Source organism: Prauserella aidingensis (assembly GCF_024171865.1).
Taxonomy (GTDB): Bacteria; Actinomycetota; Actinomycetes; order Mycobacteriales; family Pseudonocardiaceae; genus Prauserella; species Prauserella aidingensis.
Genome location: NZ_JAMTCN010000018.1, coordinates 83,810 through 100,026, shown reverse-complemented (window position 1 = coordinate 100,026; position 16,217 = coordinate 83,810). Strand labels below are relative to the sequence as shown.

Below are 16,217 nucleotides of genomic sequence, written 5' to 3'. Positions count from 1 at the left end.
ACCCTTCGATCGTGCCGTCGGCCCACAGGTGGGGTACAAACACCGTGGGGCGCCGTCAGTGCCGTCACGGATGCGGGCAGGATGGATGGATGGGCGAGCGAACGGCACGAGTGTTCGCGTGGGTCGCCGCAGCCGCCGCCGACGGTGAAGGGGACGGGCGGATCTCCCCCGCGGCGTTGTGCCGAGCTGCCCGGACACGACTGCAGGTCGACGGGGTAAGCATGACGGCGATGACCGGACACGGCATGCACACCCCGGTCGCCGCTTCGGGGGAACTGGCGGCCGAACTGGAGGAACTGCAGGTCACCCTCGGCGAAGGCCCGGGGCTTGCAGCGTTCACGTTCGGCTCGCCGATGCTGGTCCCCGACCTGGCCACGTCCACCGCCCGTTGGCCGGGGTTCGCCACGGCCGCCCGCGAACGCGGCGTGGCCGCCGTGTTCGCGTTCCCCCTGCACACGGGCACGATCCAGCTGGGCGTACTCGAACTCCACCGCGCCGAGACGGGCCCGTTGACGACCGAGGACCTCGCGAACGTGCTGGTCTTTGCCGATTTGGGGTTGCAGCTGCTGCTGGACAGCTCCTCCGGCGTCGACCGGCGGCTCGGCTACCGTCCGGCCGATGAACCCGCGCGTGGCCGGGACGCGGTGCATCAGGCGACCGGCATGATCGCGGTGCAACTGGGGGTTGGCGTGGCCGAAGCGCTGGCGCGGCTGCGGGCCCACGCCTTCACCAGTGAAACCCCACTGAACGAGGTCGCCGCTGATGTGGTGGCCCGCCGACTCCGTTTCCGGCCCGAAACCGAACCGGACGAGGCGCCGGGATGAACCCGGCGCAGGACAACCCGGGTGTACTGCATCGGAGGACGCCGTATGGTGGAGGGAATGACAATGCGGGAACAGCGAGTGACCGACACGTTCGTCGAACTGGCTGACACCTTGGTCGCCGGCTTCGACACGGTCGAGTTCCTGCACACGCTCACCGAGCGGTGTGTGGAGCTGCTCGACGCCGAGACCGCGGGGCTGCTGCTGGCCGACGAGCGCGGCTCACTGCGCCTGGTCGCCGCATCCACGAGCGAGACCCAGCTCCTGGAACTATTTCAGTTGCAGGAGGAAGAGGGACCGTGCCTGGAGTGCTACCGCACCGGCCAGGTCGTCACCCTCCCCGATGCGAGCCAGGTGGCGGGGCGGTGGCCGCGGTTCACGGCGATGGCCACCGAACTGGGCTTCGCCGGCGTGCACGCCATCCCGATGCAACTGCGGACGCAGGTCATCGGCACCCTGAACCTGTTCCGCACTCATCCGAACGGTCTCGACGATAACGACGCGAGGCTGGGCAAGGCGTTGGTGGACGTGGCCACCATCGGCCTGCTGTCCGAACGCGCCGTGCGGCACCAGGAGATGGTGACCGAGCAGTTGCAGACTGCATTGAACAGCCGCGTCACCATCGAGCAGGCCAAGGGTGTCCTCGCCGAACGCCATGGGGTCACCACCGACCAGGCGTTCACCGCGATGCGCCGTCACGCCCGTAGCCAAAGTCGGCGCCTGGGCGAGGTGGCGGGCGAGATCATCGTGGGCGAGGTCGACATCACCGTCACCGACACCGCGAACCAGCGCCACGTCCGGCCGTAGTCCTGGCATTCCGGCGAACTCGGGACCGGATGTTGCCGAGCGGAAAATTCTGTTAGATTCGCCTAGGGTGCACAGCACGATCGACTTTCGTCATCGCACTGCTGCACTTGATCTTTGTCCACCCCGGACCCCGGTGGCACCCATCTGCCCGAAGGGTTCCGCATGTGCGTATCGTTTCCATTCACCCGATTCACTTGCGGACATCCACCGCAGTCATCCCGCGTCGTCGCCGGTGACGCAGCCGGGATGCCGTTGCTGCGCTGGGACGTCCGTTCACACGGCCGCCTGGTGGTGGCGGTCGTCGACGGTGAACTCGACCTCGCGACCACGCCCTCGCTCGCCGACGGGCTCTCGCCGGGCCTCACGGCGGGCAATCACGTGGTGCTGGACGTCGCACGGATGACCTTCTGCAGCGCCGCCGGGCTGGACTTGTTCGTCACGCTGCACCGCCGCACCGAAACCACGGGCGGATCGCTACGCCTGGCCGCGCCGAGCGCCGCGTTGCGACGGGTACTCGGCCTGGTCGCACTGGACAACGTCCTGCTTACAGCACCGGACGTCACAAGCGCCGCCCGCCTGGCGCTCACGGGGAGGAACGCCGCTGCCGAACCCAGTCTTTCGACGCGATCGCGCTAGCCCGGCCCGCCAGCCAGGTGACCGCCCATTCGAGCGGGCCCCGGCCCACGAACCGTCGCCAGGCCATGGCGACGGCGACGGCGACGGCGACCTGCACCAGGTATCCGGTAAGAGCGCCGAACCGGTCGAGCGGTGAGTTCAGGAAGACGATGTGCGCCGAGTAGACGGTCAGGGTGAGTGCGCCGACGGCCGCTAGTGGCGCGACGAGCACGCGGGTGGTGGCGCGCAGCCTTGACGCGTTCGTGAGCAGCAGCAGCGCGCCGAGCAGTGCCGTCGCGGTTCCGGTGGTGTGCAGCAGGTCCAGCGGCATGCTCGAGTGCCGGGCGTCCACGGCCAGCCACCACCAGCTCGTCGTGGGTGTCGTGCCCGAGGCGCCGAACTCCAGCACGCTCTCGACGACGCCGGATCCGTCCGCAGCGACGAGCCGGACGAGGCCGCCGAACGGACCGAGCAGCAGGGCCGACAGCGCGGAGGCGGCCACGGCGAGTGCCGCACCCCCGGCGAGCAGCCACGCGTCGACCCGCAGCGACGACAACCGCAGCCGGCCGATGACGAGCCCGGCGCACAGATAGGCCACCCAGGGCAGAGCCGGATAGATGCCGGTGACCGCCAGTTCGGACAGCATGCCGAGCGGGTCGCCTGCCAGGTAGCCGTACGAGGGGTTCGCGTAGCTCGGCTCGGGTAGCGCATCCCGGAACAGGTGGCTGAGCACGGGAACGACCGCAACCACCACGCCGCCGGTGACGAGCAGCGACCGCGTGCTCAGGAACACGAGCGGGATCGCGAACAGGAACAACACGGCGTAGAACGGCAGGATCACCGCTGCGATGTCGCTGTCGGTGTAGCCGAGCGCCAGGCCCAGGAGGCCGACCGCCAGAGCCCGCGTGACGAGTGACGCCGTGACCGGCCGCCACCGCGCGCGGGAGACCTGCTCCCGGCGCGTGGTGAAGGCGATGCCGACACCGGCCAGCACGGCGAAGGTCGCAGCGGACCGGCCGGACACGATCGAGTACCACCAGGCCGGATCCCCGCTGCTGTCCGCGATGTACAGCGCGTGCACCGCCATCATGCCCAGCACGGCGATACCCCGGGTCGCGTCGACCCCGACGAGCCGCGACGTCGTGCCCGACGACGCCGCGGCGGGTGAGCGCGTTCGGATGCCCATGAGTCTCACCCGAGGGTCAGCGCGGTACAGCGAATACCGCCGCCGCCCTTGGCCAGTTCCGTGGTCGGCAGCTCGACGACCCGGAGCCCGCGGTCCCGGAGCGTGGCGGCGAGCCGCGGCGCGTCCCGCGTCATGGTGACGGTGTCGCCGTCGCTGACGAGGTTGAGCGCGAAGTGCTCGGCCTCGTCCCGGGACACCTCGATGAGCTCGAGCCCCAGTCGCACGATGCGCTGCCGGCTCGGCCGGTCCAGCGCCTCGGGGCACCACGCGAGCGTGTGCGGGTTTCCGATGACGGCGACGGCGAGATCGAGGTCGTACCAACGCGCGTCCACCGTGCGGATCGGCACGACGTCGTAACCCAGGCTGCGGTGCAGGAACTCGTGCATCCGCCGGTCGGTCCGCCTGCCGTACCCGGCGAGCAGGACGTCGCCGCACGGCAGCGCGTCACCCTGGCCGCTGAAGGCGTACGGCGCTTCGAGGACCTCGAAGCCGCGTCCTTCGAGCCATCGGCGGTAGTGGTCCGTCTCGTTGGCGCGTGCCGTGGGCGGACGCCCCAGCACGGCACGGCCGCGGCGCACGAGCGCGGCGTTCGCGGTGAACACCATGTCGGGGCACTCGGCAGCCGAGGGCATCCGCTCCACCGTGCGGCCCGCGCTGCGATGGGCCTCGACGATCGCGTCGTGCTCGGCGACCGCCGCACGACCGTCCGGCTGGTTGCCGGTGTCCATGTAGGGATTGATCTCGTAGTCGATGCGGAAGTGCTCCGCGTCCGAGACCAGCAGATGCGTGTTCACCCGTCACCTCCGGTCACGCGCCGGTGCAGCAGTCGGTCGATCAGGTCGTCGGCCAGGTCCGTCGCCGTGCTCCCGGGCCAGCCGAGGCCCGCGTCGGCGTACCAGTCGGGCGGTGCCTCCGGATGCGGGCCGACGACGCCGACGCGGCCCGCACCGAAATCCGTCACCAGCGCGGCGATCTGCCGGTTGGGGTAGCGGGCGAGGATCGTGACGCCGCGATGCCCGCCGTCCCCTGTGGGGGCGAGTTCGAACACCGGGCCGTCCTGGAAGAACACCGCGCGTGTGCGGTGACCCCACTGCACGTCGACGATCGTGTCCCCCGAGGTCGTCACCGTCGCTCCCGGAGTGGCGATGTACTGGTCGGTGTCGCCGGGCAGCAACGCGAACCCCGGCGTGGCGCCTGCGAGATAGCCCCCGAGGCAGAACCCGAGGTAGTGCCCGCCTGCACCGACGTAAGCGCGGATCCGCCCACGGTGCCGTCTCATCACGCGGTAGCCGTGACGCAGCGTCCCGCCGCCCGGCTGGGCGTACACCGTGGCGGCGGCCAGCACGTCGTCGCGTAGTGACAGCGCCTCGCGAGGTCCGACGTAGCGGACGTCGAACCCGTGGTGGTTGCGCCGCAGCACCGCGGCGACCGCTTCGGAGCATCCCGCGGGCCTGCTCGCAGGGCCGCGATACACCAGCGCGAGTGGCTTGGAGGTCATTGCGGTTCCCTGGGCGGGAGCGGGTCGCTCTGAGCGGGGATGCCGATCCACCGGGTGAGCCGGGTGAGCCGCTCGCCCTTCATCACCAGCGACAGCGGACCGAGCGTGGCTCGGTCCTCGACCGTGGCGTCGTAGAGCACGACGGACCGGTCACCGACGCTCGCACCCGCGCCGATCCGCACGTGCGACATCTTCATCACGCGGTCCTCGAACAGGTGTGTCTGCAGCGACGCACCACGGCCGACCGTGGCTCCGCGTCCGACGTGCACGAGGTCGAACTCGGTGAGGTAGGTCGTGCCCAGCCAGGCACCCCACCCGATCCGCGCACCCAGCAGTCGGAGGGCAGGCGGCAGCCACGGCGTGCCGGCCAGCACGCCGAGCAGTGCCGGCACGGCGGCCGCCTCGTACAGCCCGGTGACCAGTTCGGTCCGGCGCACGAAGCGACTCCACAGCGGTTCCCACCGTGGCCGGTATCGGCCGACGACGGCCCATTTGGCCAGCACGACCGTCAGGTACACGGCCAGCGATCCCGCGGCGAACAGGCACGGCGCGAGTGCCACCGTGACGGCGGTGCCGGTCGCGCTCGCGACCTCGGAGAGCGTCAGCAGCACGAGGTACAGCGCGGCCGCGAGGATCGAGGCGGGCGCGGTGACCCGCACGAACTCGATCGCCAGGCGTTCCGCGACCCGAATCTTCGGCGGACGGAACGTCTCGCTTTCGGGATGGTCGCCGCTGCTTTCCCGTCGTGGCAGGTGCATCGCCGGTGCGCCCAGCCACGACGACCCCGCGGGGACGCCGGACCGCGGCGGTACGGTGAGCACGCCGATCAGCGTGTCCGGACCGGTGTGGGTGCCCGCAGGGACGAACGCGGCGTTGCCGACGAACGACCGCCTGCCCACCTCGGTCGGCGCGAAGTTCAGATAGCCCCGGTGGAACGTGGCCGCCCCGACCGACGCCATGTCGGCCACGAAACTCCCGTCCCGCAGGACCAGCAGCTCGGGATCGACGTGCGCGATCGTGGAGACCTCGGCCCCGCGGCCCACCCGCGCACCCAGCGCACGCAACCACGGCACCGTGTACAGCGTCGAGTACAGCGAATTGGTCAGCGTCAGGCTCGTCGCGAGCAGCGCGTCGGCCATCCACTTGCGCACGCCGAGCGACGACCGGGCCGCATGGATACCGAGCGGGATACGCGGCAGCACGACCGGGCGCAACGCCGCCACGAGCGCACACACGCTCACGACGAACACCGGACCCGCGACGGCCGCGGCGATCAGACCGGCGACGGTGCCTCCGAGCAGCAGCACGGTCCAGACCAGTACGATCGCGGGAGCGACGGCTGCGATCATCGTCAGCTCGAGCATCGCCAGGCCTGCGACGGTGCCTGCGAACGCCCGGCGGCTCCAGCCGCCGGTCGCGGGCAGTTCCTCGATCGCGGCCACCACCGGGTCGGGCTCGGTGAGCGGCTTCGCGGGCGAGCCGCCCCACCACCGGCCCTCCGGCACGTGCTGGTTGCGGGACAGCACCGTGTGCTCGGCGACGCCGCCGCGGTCACGGACCCGAGCGCCCGGTTCGAGCACCGCCGACGCCCCGACGGACGCGCCGTCACCCACGACGACCGGCGCCACGGCGACCCACTCGTGTTCGACGATCCAGGGCCGCAGCGCCGCACCGTAGCCGACGGTGGCGTCGTCGCCGATCGACAGCAGGGCGGGCAGGGACACCATGCCGCTGCCCAGGTGGGTGCGGCGGCCGACCTGCGCGCCGAGCAGCCGCAGGTACGGCCCCATCAGTGCCGACCCGCTGAGTACCGGCAACGGCGCGAGCGTCAGCACGATGTCCAGCGCCCACAGCCGCAGGTACGTCACGCCCCACAGCCGGTAGCGGCCCGGCCGCACGCCGGCCGACAGCAGCCGCACGAGCAACGGCGGCAGCACCCAGCGCATCGTGGCGTACGAGACCAGTGCCGCGAGCGCGAGCGGTCCGAGGGCGCCCGGCGCCGCCACACCGCCACCGAAGGAGGCGTAGACCAGGGCCACGGGAAGCGCACCCGTCCCGATCAGCACGAGCAGGAACGCCGCCTGGGCGAGGCCGGCGGGGATGCGGAGGGCGGCCGCGCCACGACGTCGCATGCGGCGCACCGGGCCCGGCCCGGCGGCGACGGCGGCCACGGTGGTACCCGGAGCGCGCGGCGTCCCGAGGTGGTGCGCCAGGGTCCGGATCGTCGGGTGTGCGTAGAGGTCACGGACCGCGGGACCGTCCCCGACACCGCGTTGCCGCAGCAGCGACACGGCACGGGCCGCCAGCAACGAGTGCCCTCCCAGGTCGGCGAAGAAGTCGGCGTCCGCCGACAGTTGGCCGGCCGGGACGTCCAGGGCGTCCGACCACACGGCCGCGACCTGCCGTTCCAGTTCGGTGGCGGGCACGACGGTCGCGGGTCCCCCTGCCCGGAGCCTCCTACCACCGGGCGGCGGGAGGCTGGGCCGGTCGATCTTGCCGCTCGGCATCGTCGGCAGCGCGGCCAACACGTCCAGCGACGCCGGGACCATGTAGTCCGGCAGCCGACGCTGCAGGGCGTGCCGCAACCGGGCCGCCAGTTCCGGTGACGCGCCGTTCTCGCCACTGCCCCGTCGCAACGTCACGTAGGCCGCGAGCTCCGCCGTACCGTTGCCCGGCAGCGCCACGGCAGCGGCCGCCACCTCCGGGTCCTCCAGAAGCAGGCTCTCGACCTCGCCGAGGTCGACGCGGTGTCCGCGCACCTTCACCTCGGCGTCGGCCCGGCCGAGGTACTCGACCTCGCCGTCAGGAGTGAAGCGCCCCAGATCCCCGGTGCGGTACAGCCGACGTCCCGAGGGGGCCAGCTCGTGAGGCACGAACCGTTCCGCCGTCAGCTCGGGCATGCCCACATATCCGGTGGCCACGCCCGGTCCGCCGATGCAGATCTCGCCGACCGCACCGCTCGGCACCTCGCGCAGCTCCTCGTCGAGCAAGGCGACGCCGTAGGTCGGCAACGGCCTGCCGACGGTCACGGTCCGGCCCGGCACCAGTTCGCTCCACAGCGCCGTGACCGTGGTCTCGGTCGGCCCGTAGGTGTTCAGCATCCGCCGGTGCGGGGTGCTCCACCGTTCGACCAGTTCCGCGGGGCAGCTCTCACCGCCGACCAGCACGGTCCGCACGGTGGGCAGCTCCCGTTCGATCGTGGCCAGCAGCGTCGGCACGCAGTACAGCACCGTCACGCCGGACTCGTCGAGGAAGTCCGCGAGCTCCTCGCCGAACCGGGCCGCGTCGGTGGGACCGACCACGAGCGTCGCCCCGACGGCCCAGGTCGGCCAGATCTCCTCGATCGAGAAGTCGAACGACAGCGTCATCCCCTGGTACACGCGGTCCTCGGGGCGTATGTCGTAGATGCCGGGCACCACCGCGATGAAGTTGCAGATACTCGACTGCGCGATCTCGACGCCTTTCGGCCGCCCCGTTGAGCCGGACGTGTACATGACGTACGCCGCCGCGTCCCCTGCGGCGTCGACGTCGAGCCGGGACGCGGGCTGCTCGCCGAGCACGCGGCCGGCACGGTCGATCGCCAGTACCGCACGGGACGACACGGTGACGGTGGCGGCCAGCGCCGCCGAGGTGATCAGTAACGCGAGGTCGGCATCGTCGGCGATGTAGGCCACACGGTCGGGCGGAGCCGCCGGATCGATCGGCACGAACGCCGCACCGGCCTTCAGCACACCGAGCACGCAAGCGTAGGCGTCCGGGGAACGGCCGAGCCACACCCCGACCCGGCTTCCGGTACCGATCCCGCGTTGTCGCAGGTGGTGGGCCAACCGGTTGGCGCGCGCCTCGAGCTGCCGGTACGTCACCTCGACCGGGCCGTCCACGACGGCCACGCGGTCCGGCACGCGGTCGACGGTGGTTTCGAAGAACCGGTGCAACCGCGGCCGTCCCGCACCGGCCCGGCTCCGTGGAACCGTTGCGGGAATCTGATTCGGACCTTTTCGCCGGTTCGCAGGAAGACCGGCAACGATATCGGACACGAGAAACGAACCCCTTCGTCTGCATACGAGACGGACATCCGGAACCGGTCCGGGAACGCCGGGGTCGCCGACGTGGTCGAATCGGACGCAACAGCGGAACGAGCGACGTGCCGTTGCGCATGAATCCAGGACGGATGGTGACTACGCGGGAAGGTCATTCCACACACCGGCTTTCGCCGCGCCGAGCGAGCACGTTACGGGCACGGGCCCGGATTCTGCGATCCGGTGATCATCGACCGACTACGCGAGAAGCCTGGTGGAAACCACCGCCAGCCACACACACGCCGGCCCGCATGTTCGGTTAAAACCACCGAACGGTGCGGAGCGCGGACCGTGACGGCACGACTACCGGACCGCGAGGGAAAAAGCCACACCTACCTCGATCTCGAGGCCCCGGTCTCGCCGACAATTTTCCGTGAAACGACGGACGATTCAACACACGATTGGATTCGGTAACGAATGCCGACGGCGGGTTCAGGAATCCAGGCCCGAAAGGACCGCTCCGGCACCGGACGCGGGCGAAACGGGACACCGGCGAACGCCCGGGATTCACCCGAGAAGGGGACCACGGCACCGACCCTCCACAGCTCCTGCGGATCGGCACCGAGCCGCCCGTCGGGCCGTTTCCGGGACCAGGGCCCGGAGCGCGGTGCCCGGGACCGCGGCGCCGGACCACGGTGCGGCCTTCACGAGGGCTGCCCACCGGCCCGGAAACACGTCCGCCCCGGTGCCGACGCGCGGCACCGGGGCGGACGGGAGACGTCTCAGTGGGCGAAGTGGCGCGTCCCCGTGAGGTACAGCGTGACGCCCGCCGCCTCGGCGGCCGCGATGACCTCGGCGTCCCGCACCGAGCCGCCCGGCTGCACCACCGCGCGCACGCCCGCGTCGAGCAGCACCTGAAGGCCGTCGGGGAACGGGAAGAAGGCGTCCGACGCGGCGACCGAGCCCTGTGCCCGCTCACCCGCACGCTGCACCGCCAGGCGTGACGAGTCGACCCGGTTGACCTGCCCCATGCCGACACCGACGGTGGCGCGGTCGTGGGCCAGCAGGATCGCGTTCGACTTCACCGCGCGGATCGCCCGCCAGGCGAACCGCAGGTCGGCGAGGGTCCGCTCGTCCGCGGGAGTACCGGTCGCGAGCGTCCAGTCCGCAGGGTCGTCGCCCTCGGCATCGATCCGGTCCGCGCTCTGCATCAACATGCCGCCCGAGATGGGCCGCAGCTCCACCGGGCTCGCCTCCGGGGCGGGCAGCGTCAGCAGGCGCACGTTCTTCTTGCGGGTCAGCACCTCGAGGGCGTCGTCGTCGAACGCCGGGGCGAGCACGACCTCGGTGAACACGTCCGCGATCTGCTCGGCCATCGCGAGCGACACCGGACGGTTCGCCGCGATCACGCCGCCGAACGCCGACACCGGGTCGCACGCATGTGCGTTCCGGTGCGCCTCGGCGATGTCGTCGCCCAGTGCGATGCCGCACGGGTTGGCGTGTTTGACGACCGCGACGGCCGGTTCGTCGAAGTCGGCCGCCGCACGGCGCGCGGCGTCGGTGTCGACGTAGTTGTTGTACGACATGGCCTTGCCGTGCAACTGCTCGGCGTGGGCGATACCGGGCTCGCCCGCGCGGCGGTACATCGCGGCCGACTGGTGCGGGTTCTCGCCGTACCGGAGCACGTCGCCGCGCTCCCACGTAGCGCCCACGAAGTCGGCGTAGCCGGACTCGTCGGCCTGCGCGTACGAATTCGCGAACCACGACGCCACCGCCGTGTCGTACGACGCGGTGTGCGCGTACGCACGCGCGGCCAGCCGCTTGCGCTCCGCCATCGTGAACCCGCCCGCGCGCACCCGCTCGAGCACCCACTCGTAGTTCGACGGGTCGACGACGACGCCCACGCTGCCGTGGTTCTTCGCCGCGGCACGCACCATCGCCGGGCCGCCGATGTCGATGTTCTCGACGCAGTCCTCGGGGCTCGCACCGGAGGCGACCGCCTGCTCGAACGGATACAGGTTCACCACGAGCAGGTCGAACGGCGCGATGTCGAGCGACGCCAGCTGCGACTCGTGCTCGGCGTTGCCACGATCGGCCAGCAGGCCCGCGTGGACCCGCGGGTGCAGCGTCTTGACCCGGCCGTCGAACGACTCGGGGAACCCGGTGACCTCCTCGACCTTCGTCACCGGCACGCCCGCATCGGCGAGCACCCTCGCCGTGCCGCCCGTCGACACGATCTCCACCCCGGCGGCGTGCAGGCCGGTGCCGAGCTCGAGCAGGCCCGCCTTGTCCGACACACCGATCAGCGCACGCCGAACGGGGCGCTGACCGGCTCCGGGCTGCCCGGCCCCAGGAGTCTGCTCGCTCACGACAACCTCACCTTTCGTCCGTCCACCGTGCACCCCGCACGGGCCAGCTTCGCGATCACCTCCACGAGCAGGCGACGCTCGGTCACCTTGATCCGCTCGTGCAGGCTCGACTCGTCGTCGTCGGGCTCCACGACCACCGGGTCCTGCGCGATGATCGGCCCCGTATCGACGCCGGTGTCGACGAAATGCACCGTCGACCCGGTGACCTTGACCCCCAGTGCGAGCGCATCGGCGACCGCGTGCATACCCGGGAACGCGGGCAGCAGTGCCGGATGCGTGTTGATGACCCGGTTCGGGAATGCCGCCAGGAACGCGGGTCCGAGCAGCTTCATGAAACCGGCCGAGACGACCAGGTCGGGCTCGTGCACCGACACGGCCTCGGTCAGCGCCGCGTCCCACGCGGCGCGATCGGGGTGGTCGGCGGTGCGGACCGTGAACCGCGGAATCCCCGCTCGTTCGGCCCGCTCGAGCGCTTCGACGTCCTTGCGGTCGGTTCCCACGGCCACGACGGTGGCGGGAAACGACGGTTCCGCGGTCGCATCGAGCACAGCCTGCAACAGGCTGCCGGACCCCGAGGCGAGAACGACCAGTTTCGCCGGTGCCGGCAACTCCAACCTGGTAACCAGAACGCTTCTCCTCGCCGGTGGTGCCGCGACCGCGCACATCGCATGAGCTGGTGGCACCACCCTAACGCCGGGGTTTCGGCCGACTCGGCGAGGGCGAGCGCGAGGGGCGCCGGTCACACCGTGCGCTCCCCCTCTGCGCTCGCGCCTCCGGAGTCGTCGCGCCGGTCTCGACCGGTGTCGTCGGTGCCGTCGCGGTCGTCGCGGTCGTCGGTGCCGTCGCGGTCGTCGCGGTCGTCGGTGCCGTCGCGGTCGTCGCGGTCGTCGGTGTCGTCGCGGTCCGCGGGACTGTCGGCGTCCTCGAGGTCGTCGGTGTCAGTCTCGTCGAGGTCGTCGGTGTCGGTCTCGTCGGGGACATCGAGTTCGTCGTCGGCGTCGCCGCCGATCTCCCGGTCGCCGTCACCGTCCGGGTCGCCCGGCGTCTCACCGTCCGGGTCGGTGCCGTCGTCCGGATCCCCGGTGTCGTCCACGTCATCCGGGTTCCCGGCGTCGTCGCGGTCGTCGGTGCCGTCGTCCGCGTCGTCGGTGTCGAGGTCGGTGTCAAGGTCTTCGGAATCCGCGTCCTCGGGATCGGAGGTCGCGTCGGCATCGGCGGCATCCTCATCGGATGCCTCGTCCTCGGACCGCTCCGCGTCGATGTCGTCGCCGCCACCGTCGTCGTCGCCGCCACCGTCGTCGCCGCCGTCACCGCCACCATGGTCGCCGTCGTGGGCGGCCTCCGGGTCGGCGGACCGGACCGGCTCCGGCCGCGGTCCTGCGAACCACGCGACGAGGGCACCGGGAACGGCGATCCACAGGAACGCCGCGATCGACACGAACCCGAGCGGGATCCCCACCGGGTCGAAAGGGCCCGCGGCGAGTCGCCCGCCCGCGAGGAACCCGGCGACGACCGTGCCGAAGCCGACCAGCGCGCCCGCGACGCCGACCGTCCGCAGCCGTGCCACCGGATCGTCGTGACACCTCCGGAGCCACCAGCCGACACCCGCGCCCACCACGGCGGGCAGCAGCATCAGCACCGGCCACCACATCGCCTGTTCGTCCGGAAGCGCACCGAGCAACGGGAACGGCGGCACCCCGCCCCCGGTGAACGAGAGCGGTCCGAGCTCGACACCGCCGAGCTGCAGCCCGGGTCCGGTCGCGAAGCCCGTCGCCATGACGACCGCGTTCGGCACGTAGCCCACGGACAGCAGCCACAGTCCCGTCGCGCTGCCCGCACCGGGCGCCACCTCGGCCGACAGCTGCACCACCGTCGAGGCCGACAGCGCCGTCGCCAGCAACAACGTCAGCGCACCCGCGGCGATCAGCCCCGCCAGCCCCAGCGCGCCCGCCCGCAGACCCGCCACGGCGAGCGGATCGAGATAGCGGCGCACCACGGTCGTCAGGCCGCACGGTTTCGCGACGCCCGCCGTCGCGGCCAGGCCCGACACCAGCGCGGCCACGAACCCGGCCGTCAGCACGTCGACCGTGATGAACGCATCACCCGCAACCACCGCGACGAGACCACCGACCACCGCGTGCGTACCGGCGACGACGCCGATCAGCAGCGGCGCGCGATCCGGCGTCGCACAGCCGAGTCGCTGGGCTGCGCCGGATGCCGCCCGCGCGATCAGCACGCACACCAGCACCGTCGGCAGCAACGGCAGCACACCCAGCGGCAGCCCGCCGATCTCGAGTGGCACCTGGTACGCCGACAGCCACACGGGCCCCGTCGCCGCCACCACCGATTCGGTCGAGAAGTGCGACGACGTGGCGATCGCGACGATCAGCGTCAACAGCGCCGCCGTCGCCAGCAGACCGGTCACGATCGGGGCCAGCGCGGCCATCGCCAGCGCCCGTACCCACACGGAACGGGATACCGGCTCGCCGTCCGCATGCGCGGAACGGAAGGTGGAGGCGAGCAGGCTCATGCCCTCGACCATCGCAAACGAGCCCGCCCCGACGAGGCGCGCCACGCCGCCGCGGGGATCTGACGAGAATCACGTTCGCCCGACCGGGTCGCCCTTGCCACATCGCCCGGCCATCCCGTGCGGCCGCGCCACCCGGCCACGTCACCCGACAGCGCCACCCGACGACGAACGCCCACGACCGGTGACCGGCCGTGGGCGTTCGTGGTGTGACGGTCGCGAGGGTCAGCTCCCCTGCTGCGGGCCCTGCTGACCGGGCTGTCCGCCCTGTGGCTGCTGGCTCTCCTGCGGCTGGAAGAACTGGCCCTGCTGCGAGGCGTACGTCGTCGGCTGCTGGTGCGGGTTGTTCACCGGCTGCGGCGGCTGGCCGGGCTGACCCTGCTGACCGGGCTGCCCCTGCGGCCCCGGCTGACCGGGCTGGCCCGGCTGTCCGGGCTGCGCGAAGCCACCGGACGGCGGACCCGGCTGGCCGAAACCACCCTGGCCGCCCTGGCCGGGGTGGCCGAACTGACCGGGCTGGCCCGCGGGCTGCGACGACGGCTGCGGCGGCTTGACGATGTTCTCGTCGAACAGGTACGCCGCGACGGCCGCCAGCGTCTGGACGATGCCGAAGATGAGGATCATGATCGCACCGGCGCCGTACGAAACGTCGCTGGCGAACGTGATGAACAGGAACGGCAGCAGCACGCCCACCGAGAACAGGGCGGGCCACGGTCCGGGCTTGTGCTCACCCGGCAGGACCGTCAGCAGTGCGGCGAGACCGCTCAGGAAGAACATCATCGGCAGCCAGGACGCCGACCCGTTCTCGTAGAAGCCGATGCCCGGACCGGGGTCGTACCCCTCCGGAGCTCCTTCCGGAACCTCGGGCACCCCGAAGTTCGCGAAGCCGAGGAACAGGTTCAGCAGGCCGAGGCCGGCAGTCGCGAGGAAGAGAATCTGCGGCAGGCTGATCTTCATGCCCCCGCCGCCTGCGGGCGGCGCGGGCGGCCCCGGGAACTGTTGTTGCGGCTGCTGCGGGCCCTGCCCGGGGAATCCACCCGTGCCGGGGCCGCCGCTCGGGAAGCTCATCCGTTGTTCTCCTGTCGTGATTCTGCTCGCGAGCACGGCGGATCGGTCTCACCCGCCGTGTATGACCCGGGGATACGCGGCCGCGCCATGCCGACGACCACAGCACGGACGTTAGCGCACCGGCCCGACCCGTTTGTGGTGAGACGGCTGATTCGCCCGTCCGGTTTCACACCGACGCCCACCGATCGACGACCGGTCGATCGACGACGGATCGACGGCGGTGTCACCACCCGCGCACCGGCCGGACGGCACCGCGCACCGGTCCCCGACACACAACGAGGGACCGAGCACAAAAGTGCCCGGTCCCTCGTGGATGTTTCCGGAGAACCCCGGCCCCGCCCCGCACGCCACGGATCGGCCTCACGGCCTCACCGGCGTCCGGTCGGCAGCGGAACCGTGGAGCTCGGAGCCGTTCGGCTCACAGCGCCTTGTACAGCTCCCGCGCCAGGTCGGCGGTCTCGGTCGGCGTCTTGCCGACCTTCACGCCCGAGGCCTCCAGCGCTTCCTTCTTGGCCTGCGCCGTGCCCGCGGAGCCCGACACGATGGCACCGGCGTGGCCCATCGTCTTGCCCTCGGGCGCGGTGAAGCCTGCGACGTAGCCGACGACCGGCTTCGTGACGTTGGCCTTGATGTACTCGGCCGCACGCTCCTCGGCGTCGCCACCGATCTCACCGATCATCACGATGACGTCGGTCTCCGGGTCGGCCTGGAACGCCTCGAGCGCGTCGATGTGCGTGGTGCCGATGATCGGGTCACCGCCGATGCCGACGCAGGTGGAGAAGCCGATGTCACGCAGTTCGTACATCATCTGGTACGTCAGCGTGCCGGACTTCGACACCAGGCCGATCTTGCCGGGGCCGGTGATGTTGGCCGGGATGATGCCCGCGTTGGACTGCGACGGCGAGATGATGCCCGGGCAGTTCGGCCCGATGATCCGGGTCTTGTTGCCCTTCGACTTGGCATGTGCCCAGAAGTAGGCCGCGTCGTGCACCGGGATGCCCTCGGTGATGACGACGGCCAGCGGAATCTCGGCGTCGATGGCCTCGATGACCGCGTCCTTGGCGAACTTCGGCGGCACGAAGATGACGCTGACGTCGGCGCCCGTCTCCTTCATGGCCTCGCCGACCGAGCCGAAGACGCTCAGCTCCTTCTCGGCGATCGTGACGGTCTGGCCTGCCTTGCGAGCGTTGACACCGCCGACGATGTTGGTGCCCGCGGCGATCATCTTGGTCGCGTGCTTGGTGCCCTCGGACCCGGTGATGCCCTGGACGATGACCTTGCTGCTGGAATCGAGGAAGATCGACATG

At 71.3% G+C, this 16,217-nt stretch carries 12 protein-coding genes; 3 read left to right on the top strand and 9 right to left on the bottom strand.

All coding sequences use genetic code 11. The features are described from left to right. Positions 1–89 precede the first annotated feature (89 nt). The 3 genes from LY13_RS17790 (at position 90) to LY13_RS17780 (ending at position 2,264) form a co-directional block, all read left to right on the top strand. Positions 90–824 carry a GAF and ANTAR domain-containing protein gene (locus LY13_RS17790; RefSeq protein WP_253829648.1) on the top strand — a complete coding sequence of 245 codons (735 nt, stop codon included), beginning with the start codon at positions 90–92 and terminating at the stop codon, positions 822–824. 57 nt (positions 825–881) lie between these two features. Continuing rightward, entirely contained in the window at positions 882–1,628 is a 747-nt protein-coding gene (locus LY13_RS17785) for a GAF and ANTAR domain-containing protein (protein WP_253829646.1), read from the top strand. A gap of 114 nt (positions 1,629–1,742) precedes the next feature. Then, positions 1,743–2,264 carry an STAS domain-containing protein gene (locus LY13_RS17780; RefSeq protein ID WP_253829644.1) on the top strand — a complete coding sequence of 174 codons (522 nt, stop codon included), beginning with the start codon at positions 1,743–1,745 and terminating at the stop codon, positions 2,262–2,264. Here LY13_RS17780 and LY13_RS17775 read toward each other — a convergent pair. The 9 genes from LY13_RS17775 to sucD all read right to left on the bottom strand — a co-directional run bounded on the left by LY13_RS17775 (position 2,212) and on the right by sucD (position 16,216). Then, positions 2,212–3,429 carry a heparan-alpha-glucosaminide N-acetyltransferase domain-containing protein gene (locus LY13_RS17775; RefSeq protein ID WP_253829643.1) on the bottom strand — a complete coding sequence of 406 codons (1,218 nt, stop codon included), beginning with the start codon at positions 3,427–3,429 and terminating at the stop codon, positions 2,212–2,214. The genes LY13_RS17780 and LY13_RS17775 overlap by 53 nt on opposite strands. A gap of 5 nt (positions 3,430–3,434) precedes the next feature. After that, complete coding sequence (locus tag LY13_RS17770) at positions 3,435–4,223, bottom strand: dimethylarginine dimethylaminohydrolase family protein (RefSeq protein WP_253829641.1); 789 nt, start codon at positions 4,221–4,223, stop codon at positions 3,435–3,437. Continuing rightward, positions 4,220–4,927 (bottom strand): BPL-N domain-containing protein, encoded by a 708-nt coding sequence (locus LY13_RS17765; RefSeq protein WP_253829639.1) that lies wholly within the window; start codon positions 4,925–4,927, stop codon positions 4,220–4,222. The genes LY13_RS17770 and LY13_RS17765 overlap by 4 nt, the downstream gene beginning before the upstream one ends. Continuing rightward, positions 4,924–8,910, bottom strand: coding sequence for a Pls/PosA family non-ribosomal peptide synthetase (locus LY13_RS17760; protein ID WP_443678909.1), 3,987 nt, complete (start codon positions 8,908–8,910; stop codon positions 4,924–4,926). Before LY13_RS17760 ends, LY13_RS17765 begins: the two co-directional genes overlap by 4 nt. Before the next feature lie 818 nt (positions 8,911–9,728). Then, complete coding sequence (purH, locus tag LY13_RS17755) at positions 9,729–11,315, bottom strand: bifunctional phosphoribosylaminoimidazolecarboxamide formyltransferase/IMP cyclohydrolase (RefSeq protein WP_253829635.1); 1,587 nt, start codon at positions 11,313–11,315, stop codon at positions 9,729–9,731. After that, the gene (gene purN, locus LY13_RS17750; RefSeq protein WP_253829634.1) at positions 11,312–11,929 is read right to left on the bottom strand and encodes a phosphoribosylglycinamide formyltransferase; all 618 of its coding nucleotides are present in this window, start codon (positions 11,927–11,929) and stop codon (positions 11,312–11,314) included. The genes purH and purN overlap by 4 nt, the downstream gene beginning before the upstream one ends. Before the next feature lie 125 nt (positions 11,930–12,054). Beyond that, positions 12,055–13,845, bottom strand: coding sequence for a cell division protein PerM (locus tag LY13_RS17745; RefSeq protein WP_253829632.1), 1,791 nt, complete (start codon positions 13,843–13,845; stop codon positions 12,055–12,057). A gap of 222 nt (positions 13,846–14,067) precedes the next feature. Beyond that, complete coding sequence (locus tag LY13_RS17740) at positions 14,068–14,910, bottom strand: DUF5336 domain-containing protein (protein WP_253829630.1); 843 nt, start codon at positions 14,908–14,910, stop codon at positions 14,068–14,070. Between the two features lie 418 nt (positions 14,911–15,328). Further along, entirely contained in the window at positions 15,329–16,216 is an 888-nt protein-coding gene (sucD, locus tag LY13_RS17735; RefSeq protein WP_253829628.1) for a succinate--CoA ligase subunit alpha, read from the bottom strand. Position 16,217: the final 1 nt, after the last annotated feature.

What these genes read in the sequence shown, in the direction of transcription:
- LY13_RS17790 (WP_253829648.1), top strand. Translation starts at nt 90, where the DNA reads ATGGGCGAGCGAACGGCACGAGTGTTCGCGTGGGTCGCCGCAGCCGCC.
- LY13_RS17785 (WP_253829646.1), top strand. Translation starts at nt 882, where the DNA reads ATGACAATGCGGGAACAGCGAGTGACCGACACGTTCGTCGAACTGGCT.
- LY13_RS17775 (WP_253829643.1), bottom strand. Translation starts at nt 3,429, where the DNA reads ATGGGCATCCGAACGCGCTCACCCGCCGCGGCGTCGTCGGGCACGACG.
- LY13_RS17765 (WP_253829639.1), bottom strand. Translation starts at nt 4,927, where the DNA reads ATGACCTCCAAGCCACTCGCGCTGGTGTATCGCGGCCCTGCGAGCAGG.
- LY13_RS17745 (WP_253829632.1), bottom strand. Translation starts at nt 13,845, where the DNA reads ATGAGCCTGCTCGCCTCCACCTTCCGTTCCGCGCATGCGGACGGCGAG.
- LY13_RS17740 (WP_253829630.1), bottom strand. Translation starts at nt 14,910, where the DNA reads ATGAGCTTCCCGAGCGGCGGCCCCGGCACGGGTGGATTCCCCGGGCAG.
- sucD (WP_253829628.1), bottom strand. Translation starts at nt 16,216, where the DNA reads ATGTCGATCTTCCTCGATTCCAGCAGCAAGGTCATCGTCCAGGGCATC.